Source organism: Alteromonas antoniana (assembly GCF_019249295.1).
In the GTDB taxonomy this organism is placed as follows: domain Bacteria; phylum Pseudomonadota; class Gammaproteobacteria; order Enterobacterales; family Alteromonadaceae; genus Alteromonas; species Alteromonas antoniana.
In genome coordinates this window covers 138,460-151,455 of sequence record NZ_JAESDH010000003.1, presented here as the reverse complement: position 1 = coordinate 151,455, position 12,996 = coordinate 138,460, and the positions used below count along the sequence as shown (strand labels likewise).

Below are 12,996 nucleotides of genomic sequence, written 5' to 3'. Positions count from 1 at the left end.
TGCTTTATCTAGGATTTTTCCACTTGTACAAGGATCCAGCATGTGCAAGTCCACTTTGGGGTTGGATCATTAATCGAACAGCTTAAGTTGTTGTTTTTGCTGCTCTTTATTGAATCAACCCTTGATTATGCATATCGTATATATTATGTATTCCTAAAAATTCCATTATGGAACTTTTTGTCAAAGAAGGGGGATCTTTTATAAAAAAAATTTTTTATAGTAGACTAGGCCGCTCATACGGAGGGACTAGTAGTGTTAAACAATACAGCGGCAGCGGATAATCAGAGGACCATCGTTGTCTCGCAGAAGTCAATGAAGTCGACATTTAAACAATCTCATGAATTCATATTCAGTTCACAAGATTTTACTTCAGCTGAAGAGATCATCCTTTCGCTACTTTGTTCACGAGAGAACGTCATAAATGTCCAATCTGAAGATAATCCAGTGGGTCAGGTAAATGCCTATTTATTCGAGCCAGATATTCTTGTGGATATCTTCAATACCGACTCAAAGAATCTTTATGCACTCCTAAATGATGCGTGTAAGAACTTGATGAAGACGCGATCCAAGTATGAAACTGACTCAAATGGTTCCAAATTCGAGCACGCTAATCTGTTCACTAAATGCGTATATGATTCAAGTGGTCTTTTGTTACAGCCATCGCAGGCATTATATGATCAGTTGTTTCTCTCCTCCAGGGGATTTGCTGAGATAGAGCAGGGGGGATTCGTCAGTGTTAGAAAGAATCGTCATGCAATGCGCCTGTTACGAATCCTTAGCCGATTTAAGAATGATAGTGGCTTGCATCCATTGAAACTGGAAAGTTTAAAAACGATGTTTGGGGTCTATGATGAGCATGGTAATGTCCTGAAAAAATCCTACACGCAAAACAGCCAGTTCATGAACCGGGTAGTAAAGCCAGCAATAGAAATTCTCTCTAATAATTCAGTCCTGAATAAACGTCTTACTCTGATAAATGGACAGGATGGCAACCTCGGATACCAGTTGTTGAAAAAAGGCTCCAAGGTTGACCGCATCAAGTTTCTATATAAATGGAGTCAGCCGGAATCCCTCTCGGATAGTCGAGCATATGAATATACTAAAGACGAGGCTTACAACCGGGCAAGAGAGTTAATGATGGCGAGAAGGAGTAACCGGGAGCTTTCTTTGGAGGAGCTTTACGAACTAAAAGCCTGCTTTGAAATACATGAAAAAAATGACTTTGCATCGATGATAGACGAAGAAATTATTCAAAAAGAAGAAACTTTGAAAAAAATGAAGGATGTCAACGAAATTGAAAGAAGTTACGATTTTAGTATTTTCGAAAGTGATTTGGCTTAACCATAACTCCTCATATGCAAGGCAAGGTTAGTAGGTTTCAAACTTCCTCAATTACAGATAAAGTCCGAGGTTATTTTTCATGGATAGTTTATTCAGATATGGATGAAAACTTAAGGCGCAATTCTCACAGGGCTACAACCGGAACAGGCAACACTCCTGTAAACACTGGCCCATCTTATACCGGTAGACCAGGTGTTTCTCATTCTCAAACAATCTCCCGCAACCTTCTTTCTCGGTCTAGTGAATATACAGGTCGCGGGCTTTTTCGATAGCTCAGGCTAGAGCTTAGAGAGATGGTGTCGAAAACTACTTTCTCGCAGTTCCTTCATAAGATAGTAAGTGAGGTTATCGGATAAGGACCCGCATGGAGGCTCTTAACTCAAACGTCTCTGTAAAACAGATATCCTTGTGGAAAGACTACGTTGAATTCTACAGAAAGGGCGCAGATTCAACAAAGCAGACGCGTGCTTCAAGACAGAATCCTTACAACGTGAAGGTCGGTGCTCGCCACGCTATACCGAAGAAGAGCACCGGTATTTTGCGTTCGATATGGCAGTTCTTTTCAAGATGAAATAATCCCGGGGGCTCCCCGGGAGATTGAAGTGTTTTTCTTGGAAAGAAGCTATTTAGAAAATCCGTTTCTGACCAAATACATACGTCTTTATAGCGCCCATCTCATTAGTGAAAAATACGTTACAAATTGCCCCTGATGAGTCACTCCCAGTTTCGGTTGGACAATCTTCGGTACTACAGTACCTCATATCTGAAACATCATCTGGCATATCAAAGGCACGAGAGAAATACTCTACATTGTAGGAGGTTTTTGGCTCAGCATAGAAGTGGTGGATTTCTGAGTATCGCAGCCGTGCACCTTCCTCTACGCTACTGTTGTTTCGCCCACATTCTACTTTGATGTAGTTCCTGCCAAAATCAAGGGGGAGGTAACCTGACTTACTCCCGAATTCTTCACCATTTACCTCTACGACTTTTATATAGCGATTGCCATTAATGCTGTTGTAATTGGAAATCCTCAGTACTGGCCGATCATCAAATTGAGACAGTGCAAGCTGCTCAGCCCCCGATAAATTTTCCAAGCTAGAACAGCCAAAAAGGCCCAAAGATAAAGAAGTACTTAAAACTATCAAACGTTTAATGTTCATAACCACACTATGCATATTAGATATCTTGTGTGTATAATATCAGCTTTAATTTTAAACTCCAATCAAGATGTCTGAGATGATAATCGACGCACAAATCGACAGGGTAATATACACCAGCAAAGATTATTACTGCGCGTCGGTTATTACATTGAGCGGAGAGAAAGTAGTAGTTAATGGCAATGTGGGCCCATTAACAGGCATCTACGTCAACCTGAGGGAGACCCCTATCAGATTTCATGGGGCATTCAGAAAACACCCAAAATATGGTCAGCAGTTTCATTTTACGTTGATAAGTCTGGCTCCATCAGCTTCTCCAAAAGATTATGTTGACCTTCTTACAACCCCTTACACAAAAAAAGCGCAAATGCTGGAGCCAATTAGGCACCTTGATAAATGGAGCGCCGAAGCCTATAGCAACGTTTCAAAGGTAATAAAGGAGCTTTACTCTCCTCCCATAGCAAAAGGTCACCTAGATGCCCTGGTTAGACATTCTTACTGGACAGTTGCTGTCAATAAGATGTCTGGCGTTAAAGGAGTGCAGTTTCAGACGTTAGAAGACTCTTTCGTGTCTCTCCCAGTTGGAAGAATAAAAGAAATCTTGGATGCACCGTATCGTATGTGCATTGAGAGAATCATAGACTTCAAAGTGGCATCAGTATTAGCGGGTCCCACTCATACTGAAGAACGGCAAGTCGCCGCCATAATAAGTCTCGTGGAGTCGTATTGTAAATCAGAAAAGTCGACCTGCGCACCTGTTGATGCAATTCTCCCGAAGCTATCAAAACTGACTGGTTTTGATAACCTGCCGGACACACCTGATTTTTCGATTCATAGCCGTGATGAATCCGATTTACTACAGTCTCGAATGTATCGTGATACAGAATTAGGAATCGCTCGGCGGATAAAAGCGCTTTCAGCTACTCCCTCTTCATACTGCATTACTTCCGACAACATTGAGCATGTTGTTAACGCTGAGGGTAAGGAGGCCACATCTTGTCAGCACAAAGCATTTCATATCTCAGAAAATCCGATCTGCTTAATTACTGGGTTGCCAGGTACCGGAAAGACTTTTTTTATCGACGTCCTGGTAAAAGCGGTTAAAGAGTTTACCCAAGCAAATGTTTTGCTCATTGGGCCAACCGGAACGAGTGCGATGCGCTTGGAAGAGATGTGTAACGAAGAAGCACAAACTATACACTCAGCTTTAGCATACAATCCTGGTACCAAAAAATTCTTGCATGATGAAAACAATCCACTAGATGCCGACTGGGTCATAGTGGATGAAGTGTCGATGACCGACACGTTCTTATTTTACAGTCTTCTCAAAGCCGTTCCGAATACAGCAAATCTTGTGTTGCTTGGCGACATTGATCAACTCGCATCAATAGGTGAGGGGGCTGTAATAAGAGACTTATTTGAATGCATACCTTCTGTAAGGATGGAGACCACTCGGAGGTTTGTTGAGGGAGGGATAATCAAATTTTGCCATGCTCTCTGTTCAGGAAAAATCGATTACGAATTGAAATCGAATGATATCAAAATACATATTACCCCATCGTTAGAAACCCTTCAGTCATGGGTATTTCAGGCAGTTGAGAAAATTCTCATTACAGCAAAACGAGCCGGCATGTCTCAGGTTCAGATAATGGCCCCAGAATACGCTGGGGAAGTTGGGATCGATGCCATAAACGAGTTTTGTCGAAAGGTATTGTTTCCCGATGTATCGCCGGTCGAAATTCAAGTCGGAGAAAAGACCTACAGGCACCATCAGGGAAGTAAAGTACTCATCAAAAAGAATATGCCCTTAAAGAAAGTTTTTAACGGTGATGTGGGGATGATTGTGAAGTTTAGCGGAGGAGAGGAAGACTTCGTTCAAGTCTCAATCAGAAACCGTATTGTTAGTTTGAGCATGCAGGAAGCAAAGAACATGATTCCCGGGTACTGCATTTCAATTCACAACGCTCAGGGTCAAGAGTATCCCTATGCTTTGACAATAGTCACAAATAAAACCAGCAAGATTCTATCTAGAAATCTCATCAATTCTGCTGTTTCACGGGGTAAGCGAACTGTGATCGTCGTAGCCGAAGATGGAGCATTGGAGATGTGCGCAAATAAAACAGAGCGCAACAGGATGACACTTTTACAAGAACATATCGAAGCAGAAGTGAGTCAACTTTTCTCACCACGCCAAGCAAATCAATCAACCTTATAACGGAATGTAGTATGTTTAGAAACTATTCGATTTACAAGCTTTCATCACCACTCAACCTCGATCAGATTGAGACACATTTGGAAAACTTCAGGAGCGCGGAGCCTCCCAAGCATAGCTTAGAAAATATTGGTTTTGCGCCGGTATTTCCATCTGTAGCAAATGAAGAGAAAGAATACTGTTACCTATTAGAAGGGGCGTACTATTTTCGGATCCAGACTTTCACTAAGAAGATTCCACCAGCATTAATAAAGTATAAGCTGGATGAAAAAATTAAAGACGTCGAAGCAAGAAATAACGGAGAACCCGTTAGCAAGAAAATGCACAGCGAGCTGAAGTCAGAAATTATTCGCTATCTAGCATCGTTAACTCCTGCTACTCCATCATCAGTGCTAATGATGTATGACAAAAAAACTCAATGCATAGTCATAGATGCTAGTGCAGATAAAAAGGCAGAGACATGTTTGGCTCTTCTCAGAAAAGCCATTGGCAGCGTCCCTGTAACTCCATTTTTTAAACACAGCATAGCTTCGGAGCTGACAAGTTGGTGTTTTGACCCTAAATCAACACCAGACGAGATTGATATCCTCGATAAGGGTAAGCTTCACTCGTTAGGTGAAGATGCCTCTGAAGCCTCATTTACCAGGCAAACAATGGACGCTGATGAAGTTGTGGCATCCAAGGAAGCTGGCAAAGTTATTAAAGAAATTCTACTCCAGTTTGAAGACCTATTTAGTTTTACATTCTGTAGTGATGGAAAAGTTAAATCACTGAAGTATACTGACATTCAGCAGAGCCGTTTCCATCAAAGCGATACAGGTATCCATGCCTCTCTTGATGCTTCACTTACTCTCAATACCGAGTCGTGCCGGTCATTCTTGAATTTCATTGAAAGAGAATTTTCTCGATAGTTTTTGTTGTTCTCTTATTAATAATAAGAAAATAAAGAAATAAGAACTAAATTATAAGATCTAAGGGGGAAGGAGTTCTCCCCCCTTAATTGGGCTACAGCCCTTACGGTTAAAGGGATTCAGTTTAATGACTCAATGCTTGTATCACCGCTTTGATCGTCTATCCCCCCACATCCGATCTCAACCGCTATCTTAAATCCCCGTAATGATCGGCCTATGATGACTATACTTGTAAGTTAGAATCACCGAATTGATCGAGAGCTGCATCGGCGAAAAATCTATAATTCACAGCATATCAACAAGTTACACGCATTACATCCACAGTAAACCCGATCAGTTTGTAGCTTTTGACTAACGGGAGGCTTTTTCTCAAGCACATTGGGGGCTATAGAGCGATCAAAACGGATATTTTGGATACCAGGCATCACTTGTCCGCAGATTATTGTCTTATGAGTTAGCTAAAATACCCAAATGGATCGGTACTAACCGAGTTTATAACGGTTGTTGCCTTGCTTTCAGCCTGACCAGTGAGTTATTTAGCTAAAATACCAAAGATGATCGAATTCATCTGAAGTAATCCGATCTATTTGGGGTTTTTAGGTCCATGAATCTTCAACCCTGTAAGCCTTGCCTGACAAATAAACAAACTGGGTAAGGTAAAGAGCTAAAATGACAGTTTTCATCGACTCTGTTCGATCAAAGCTGTCATTCTGGCTCACGTTTACTAATAAGCCATGTCTTGCCGACGTAACTCGATCATATCTGTCATTTTGGCTCTCTGAGCCCATTTATGGCGTATTAAGGGCTATGTTCGAGAGTATGCTGTTTAACTCTTTCCTGTAAATCCAATGTGTTCTGAATAGCTGGTTATGCACAGAGCATTAGCCTTGACGAATTAGTGACCTAAAATGACAGTTCCTATCGGCCCGGGCCTGGTTATTCTCGTTTTTTCCGATAAAAACTGTCATTTTAGGTATGGCACACGAGTGATAGTCAAAACTTGACCTAAAGTACCCAAATAGATCGCGCTGAAAGCTAAATTCCCCGATCAAATCTGGGATTCTAGAAAAATTGCGATCAACTTGGTGATTTTAGCTTTGCAGATAGTGTCATTAACCGGTTTTTCTCTTACATTGCTCTCAGGCAATCATTTTCGATGACGGTCCAAGGATGCTTCGAAATGAAAGAAGATGACTCAAACAATAAAAATGACACACCACATCAAATGACTTTATTACAAGCAGAAGCCTATACTAAGAACGTTGCTTTGGCTGGGACCTACGGCTTAAGCGAGTTGAGTTTGAGGAAGCAGAGAGCAGTAAACACCATTGCCCATGTGGTCCGTGAGCAGTTCTTCCTGCGTAACCCAAGTATTGAAAATTCCGATGACCTGGTTAATTCACTGACCGAAGAGTACATCGAGAATACAAACACAGTGTTCGACGTACCTGAAGATCAGATAATGGCAGCAATGGGCTACAAGGACAGAAAAAAATACCATTCTTACACTCAGGTTCTTGCGCTATTTGAAGAGATATCTAACGAAACCATCGGGTTCGATGCTTTGGGTATTGCTCGTAGTAAAGCGCAAAGAGAAGAGTGGAAAGGCTTTACTAAGTTTATTGGCTCTGTAGAGCGGGTGAACGGTCGCTTTAGAATATCAATGCCTCCCAAAATGGTTCACAAAATTGTGAATCCGGAAACATCATTCCAGGGAAGAGTTGACTGGCGACTCTACTCTTCAAGGAATACTCCCAGCATCTATGAAACTTGTGAGATTTTTTGGCAGCAGGGAGAAACGAAAACGGACTGGTACTCGGTTGAAGACATTAGGCGTTTAACTGGAACGTTGAGCTTCCAAACCTATGAGAATCCAGCAAAGCTAAAGAACAAGATAATTGACGTAGCGCTGAATGATATAAATAACAATCAGGAGCTTCCTCTGCATGTCGAGGTCGAGCAGGACTGCCAGGGACCTACACTAGATGCCTGGTTGAAGAAGCAAAAAGAGACCAATGGCAGGGCAGGGCGTAAAACAACAACCCACTTTAGGTTTACGTTCAGAGAGAAGGCTCTCTCCATTACTAAAAACGAATCCATTCATAATGAAATAAAGATCACTAGTTTTAAAATGGAACTACGGTCTCTCGGCGTGGCCAGCAACCAAATTGAAGGGGTGCTAAACGAGTGCCGCGATGAAGACGGGACGCTTAATCTTCGTTATCTTGGTTGGTGTATCCGAAAAGGGCGTGGGCTTCGAGAGCTGGCCAAGTATAAAGAGACCGATATTAATCAGTTTGGAGGTCTGTTTCGGAAACAAGTTATTCGTGGTCAAAAAGAGTTTTGGTTTTCTGTCGATTCGCTTCTTGTCAATTACTTGTCAGAGCGTATTAGTGACTTCGATCCTAAACATGAGAAGCATGGTCGGGAGCTAAGTAGGCTTTATGACCGACTCAAGACGAGTATTGTGACTGAGTTTTTAAATACGATCTCAGAAAGTGCGTTTGCCCATGTACGGTCGGATTTTATCGACTTTTTGGAAGCGAATTTTCCTGATAAGTTTAAGCGATATCAGGAAGGAAGCTATGCCCAGTCGTTGCAATCGCTTTGTGCCGTAGGGATGGAGTCTTATCCTTTTCACTTATACCTCGAATTAAACTGCGACCTGTTCACAACCAACCAATTCAAGTTTGCGCTATTCGCGGAATCAGAGAAAGATTAAAAAGCCCCTCGCGGGGCTTTTTCAGGCAGGTTCTTTGACGTCATCTCTGTTTTTGCATTTCGGGTAGCGGTTACATCCGAGGAAATTTCCTCGAGAGCTTTTTCTCTCTATCATTTTGCCTTTTTTACACTTTTTACAAGTAGGAGCTTTTTCTAATTCAGCTTTGGCTGATTTATAGCCTTCGATGTCCGCGGCCCCCTTGCTATCAGGCTTCATTGTCACACTGCAGTCTGGGAATTGGTTGCACGAGTAAAAGTAACCTCTCTTGCTGCTGCGCTTGACTATCTTTCCAGAAGAGCACTCTGGACAGCTTAGTGCTGATTCAAGTTCTCTTTCGTGTTTCCTAAAGGCGTCATAGTCGGGAGTTGATTCATCACCAGGGATCTTAACTTTGCAAGCTTTGCACGAGAACGCAAAAGAACCATCGTTGTAGTACCGAGTGAGCCCTTTGTTACATTTTGGGCAGGCATGATTTGTAGATGTAGGGGGTTTATAGTTTAGGTCTGGCTGACCGTTAGCATCTGGAAAGGCGCCATTACACTCTTTGTCAAAGTATCCTTTACACAACCAAGTGTGGCCAGGCCTTTTTTTGTTTTTGACCTTGCGAAGCTTGCGAGTTTCACAGGTGGGGCAGACTGGTGCGGAGCTGCGCTGATCACCTACCTCATGAAATCTATTCGCTTCTTTGCTAAACCCACTGTAGAAGCGTTGTAAGAAGTCTCTGTATCTGAGTTTTCCAGCCTGAATATCATCCAACTGTAACTCGGTCGTTTTCGTGTAACTGATGTCCATAAAAGTAAATGCCGGATCGAGCACGTTGAAAACAGCGAGCCCTTTCTCTGTGACTTGGAGTTTGTCGGTTTTTTTGTCGATTACCTCAACATATTGCCGTTGAATAATTGTCGACATAATTGATGCATATGTGGAAGGGCGCCCAATGCCTTCACTCTCCAATGCCTTTACCAATGATGCGGAAGTAAACCGGGATGGAGGGGCTGTTTTCTTCTCATCCGTTCTCACTGTGTCACAAGAAAGGACAGTGCCCAGATCCAGTGCCGGAAGTCGAGCCTCCGTCTGCTCTTTGCTGTTATCCTCCTCTGTATCAGCATCGTCTTTTGCGAGGAAAGCCTTCCAACCAGGCTTCTTTAGTACTTTGCCTCTAGCGGTCAGCACCATGGGGCGTCCATCGCAAGTCGCAGCTGTTTGTAGTTCTGCCCTCGTGGTGTCGAATACGGCATTGGCCATTTGGCTGGCGACAGTTCTTTGAAAAATCAATAGATAAATTTTCTTTTCTAAGGCGTCACTTATCTCTTCACCCATATTGCGCAAGTTTGTTGGCCTTATGGCCTCATGAGCCTCCTGAGCATCTTCCTTTGACTTCCACTTATTTGGACTCGACGGGATGTAATCTTTTTCATCTACTCCTTTTGCCAAGCACCACCTCGAAAGATAGGCCCTCACATCAGAAATCGCATCATCTGAAAGATTAGGGGTGTCAGTTCGCATGTAAGTTATAAAGCCTTTCTCATATAGCGATTGAGCGTATTGCATGGCTTTAGCTGGTGGGATCTTATATTTTGACGAGCACGCCATTTGAAACGTAGATGTAATGAACGGCGGAGGTGGCTTGCTCTTAGATGGCTTCTCTTCCACATCCACAACTTTAACCTTTGGTGATTGCTTTATTTGGGACGCGAGTGCATCAAGCTCCTGTTTATTGGTCCAATAGTCGTCCCGGCCCCCGTTTATATCTGCAGGTATAGGGGTTCCTTTGAAGTGCTTTTTAAAATCCCACACCGCATCAAATTTGACACCATCTTTTTGCAGACCACAAGCCAGCACATAATGGTCAGTAATAACGAATTCCCTTATTGCAATCTCTCTCAGAGCAACAATTTTTAATGCGACACTTTGCACTCTGCCTGCACTGAGAGAGGTATACATTGATAAATGATCACTGAGCGCCGGGCTAATTGTGTATCCAAGCACGCGGTCTACAACTCTTCGTGCTTCCTGCGCTGCAACCATGCGCATATTTATTCGGCCTTTGTTGCGCATTGCTTCGTTGATGGCTTTGGAGGTGATTTCCGTAAATGAGATCCTGTCACACTGTTCCGGATTCAACCCAAGAACCTTTGCAATGTGCCAGGCAATAGCTTCGCCCTCTCTATCGTTGTCCGTAGCCAGAACAACATTAGATGCCGACTTTGCATGGTACTTCAGATTATTGATGGACTTTTGATTCGTTGCTTCGTATGTTGGGGCCCAAGTAGAGGTATCTACACCCATGCTTTTGGCCGGGAGATCTCTTATGTGCCCAACGCTTGCCTGCACTACATGACCAGAGCCCAAGATTTTTGCGATTGTTTTGGTTTTTCCCGGGCTTTCTACAATTACTAATACCGTCACTTTCTCTCTCTTATGGATGCATCGCTGTCAGGGCTTCATTTTTAGCCTCAAGACTTTTTTCATATGCTTGGACTAAATATCCGGGTAGCTCTATAACCACTCGAGATATTCCTGATTTTGGTTTTACTGAGCACGCAAGAATTTCTTGGTCTGGATTTAGGCAGCCTAATTGGTCGTGGATTTCTGTAAATTGGCTTGGGTCTGCTTTAACTACGCAGGTACCACAGAACCCTTCACAGCACTGAACCGGCATCTGAATACCAACGTTTCTCAGAAGATGCGTCAACTTGGCCTCGCTAATTACATCAATTTCTACTTCCACAAGTTCATCATTCATAGCCTACCCCTTACTTCATGTTCATCTGCGAATGGCTGAAGCTATCGTCCTGCTCGACGGTTCTGAAGGTCATATCTTTGTCGACACGGGAGAGGTGTTCTTGTTGTTCCAATTTGCTAGTGGCGGCTCCTATGATATTCGCTACGTCCTTAGCATCATCAAGCCCATAAATGTACCGGTGCAGTGATGTAGAAGAAATGAGTTCTCCGATTGACTCTTCTGACATTTCGGTCATTTCACCATAAGCTTTCACAACATGATTTACGCAAGCGTTTAGGCGCTTTGCTTTAAGCCCTGGCAGGAACTTATTTGTAAGGTGGTTGACACTGTTCATAAGGTCCATCCCGTAATAACCGATTGCAGTTCCAGTAAGGGTCGCTATTGCAGTCCCTGTAATTGCATCTGCCGGCTTTTTCATGGAGACGACCGAGTTTAGATACTCAGGAAAGGTTTGCTTCATATCTTCAATTGGCATGCCGGAGAAATAATCTTGAACTAAGTCGATGATTGGCTGGTGGGCTGTAAATGCAGCTGCACTGGCAGCGAAAACACCAGCGTATACTAAACCGGCACGTACATTATCTAAGGAGGCGCTTTTGGGGAGCCACTGCATTGAACGTGTGACAGAAAGGTTAGCTTTGCTTGCTAACTCCAGTAGTTCAGACTTCATTTTTCGACCCCTTTGTTTTTTCAGATAGCGTTTTGAGCACCTCGTCGGAGAACCTAATTGCTTCTTTGACGGGCTGGTTGAACTGAGGCATATGGCAAGCGCTGCCGGTGATTGTCATTTGCGAAACATGGCTGATTACTGAGGTGTGATAGTTCAAAGCGCACACAATATTTTGAAGTGCATGAACCTCACTCTCAGCAAGCTCAGAAGTATTCACCTTGGTTAGAGCGCTCGATGCTTTCGTTAACTTTTTAAAGGCATCTTGAATCATAGTAATTAAGCCTAATTAATATATAATGTGCAGTATATGGCAAATTTCTTAGATTGTCAGCTATGTGCTATGTTGAGGTAATAAAGCCGGAGGCATTTTTTTGAGTAGCAATAATAGATCTGAACAAAGGGTACTGATTAATACAGACGGGTCTTTGTATATTGCTGGTACTCGGTATTCGGGCTTAAATGCAGCTTTGAAGCACTACGATATCGACCCTGCGAAGGCTGAAAAACTTTTATCTATGGGCGTGTCTTTAGATAAAGTGTTCTCTAAGGCATTTGCTTCTAGACCTATGTCTACTGGCACAGAAGTGCTGGGGAAGTTAAAATCCCAGGCGAATGAATCGGGCTTCAAAAGACAACGCTTACAGGTGCCGAACAAAAGCGCATCGAGTGTTGTAAGCCGCTATAAAGCGAAGTCCAGCTTTAAAAGTTTGCATAAGAATTACGGCTTTATCTCTCACTCATTAAACGAGATTCACAAATTTTGTGATGGGCATGCAAACAACAAGAAAGTACAATTTGGAAATCCAGGCTGTATTGTTATTAATACCTTATCTCGACTTTATGGAGATATAAGTGATGCATTCGGTGAGCGTTGGAAAACGTTCGAACAGCATGCCAGTATCCTCAATTGTGAAATGGAAGAAATTCTTGATCCGGGCGCTCCAGGCTGTGAGAACAAACCATTTGGAGAATTTGATTATCAGAAAATTCAGAGGCAAAAAAAAGCTGATTGTCTGATTTTACGCCACCCAAACGGTCATTTCTCTTCGCCATTACAAGCTAGTTTAGGTATAGTATTACGTAAGCGATTTAGCTTAGGCCTTACTACTGTTGTATTTATGAACAGGCCTTTTATTACAACGACAATGGAATACTCCAAATTTCTAATTGAATCATTTTACGAATATGGAAATGAGCTTCGCATTATAGATGCGAACCCATCCCGGGTGCTGTAGAT

General features: G+C 42.7%; 10 protein-coding genes. 5 read left to right on the top strand and 5 right to left on the bottom strand.

The features are described 5' to 3' along the window. Positions 1-252: 252 nt before the first annotated feature. Positions 253-1,341 (top strand): replication initiation protein, encoded by a 1,089-nt coding sequence (locus JKP77_RS03385; RefSeq protein ID WP_218309815.1) that lies wholly within the window; start codon positions 253-255, stop codon positions 1,339-1,341. A gap of 626 nt (positions 1,342-1,967) precedes the next feature. On the opposite strand, the gene JKP77_RS03380 is transcribed toward JKP77_RS03385, so the two are convergent. Beyond that, on the bottom strand, positions 1,968-2,501 hold the full coding sequence (locus tag JKP77_RS03380; RefSeq protein WP_218309814.1) for a hypothetical protein: 534 nt from the start codon (positions 2,499-2,501) through the stop codon (positions 1,968-1,970). 76 nt (positions 2,502-2,577) lie between these two features. Between JKP77_RS03380 and JKP77_RS03375 the strand changes: the two genes are divergently transcribed. The 3 genes from JKP77_RS03375 to JKP77_RS03365 all read left to right on the top strand — a co-directional run bounded on the left by JKP77_RS03375 (position 2,578) and on the right by JKP77_RS03365 (position 8,343). Continuing rightward, entirely contained in the window at positions 2,578-4,713 is a 2,136-nt protein-coding gene (locus JKP77_RS03375; protein WP_218309813.1) for an ATP-dependent DNA helicase, read from the top strand. Positions 4,714-4,724: 11 nt separating this feature from the next. Beyond that, positions 4,725-5,621, top strand: coding sequence for a recombination-associated protein RdgC (locus JKP77_RS03370; RefSeq protein ID WP_218309812.1), 897 nt, complete (start codon positions 4,725-4,727; stop codon positions 5,619-5,621). A gap of 1,180 nt (positions 5,622-6,801) precedes the next feature. Next, on the top strand, positions 6,802-8,343 hold the full coding sequence (locus JKP77_RS03365; protein ID WP_218309811.1) for a replication initiation protein: 1,542 nt from the start codon (positions 6,802-6,804) through the stop codon (positions 8,341-8,343). A gap of 21 nt (positions 8,344-8,364) precedes the next feature. Here JKP77_RS03365 and topA read toward each other — a convergent pair whose 3' ends face one another. Genes topA through JKP77_RS03345 form a run of 4 tightly spaced genes read right to left on the bottom strand, consistent with a single transcriptional unit; the run spans position 8,365 to position 12,030 of the window. Further along, entirely contained in the window at positions 8,365-10,752 is a 2,388-nt protein-coding gene (gene topA, locus JKP77_RS03360) for a type I DNA topoisomerase (protein WP_218309810.1), read from the bottom strand. A 10-nt stretch (positions 10,753-10,762) separates the two neighbouring features. After that, positions 10,763-11,089, bottom strand: a complete 327-nt coding sequence (locus JKP77_RS03355; protein ID WP_218309809.1) for a 2Fe-2S iron-sulfur cluster binding domain-containing protein — start codon at positions 11,087-11,089, stop codon at positions 10,763-10,765. A 10-nt stretch (positions 11,090-11,099) separates the two neighbouring features. Continuing rightward, positions 11,100-11,759 (bottom strand): hypothetical protein, encoded by a 660-nt coding sequence (locus JKP77_RS03350; protein WP_218309808.1) that lies wholly within the window; start codon positions 11,757-11,759, stop codon positions 11,100-11,102. Continuing rightward, the gene (locus tag JKP77_RS03345) at positions 11,749-12,030 is read right to left on the bottom strand and encodes a hypothetical protein (RefSeq protein ID WP_218309807.1); all 282 of its coding nucleotides are present in this window, start codon (positions 12,028-12,030) and stop codon (positions 11,749-11,751) included. Before JKP77_RS03345 ends, JKP77_RS03350 begins: the two co-directional genes overlap by 11 nt. A 100-nt stretch (positions 12,031-12,130) precedes the next feature. On the opposite strand from JKP77_RS03345, the gene JKP77_RS03340 reads away from it, so the two are divergent. Next, positions 12,131-12,994 carry a hypothetical protein gene (locus JKP77_RS03340; RefSeq protein WP_218309806.1) on the top strand — a complete coding sequence of 288 codons (864 nt, stop codon included), beginning with the start codon at positions 12,131-12,133 and terminating at the stop codon, positions 12,992-12,994. Positions 12,995-12,996: the final 2 nt, after the last annotated feature.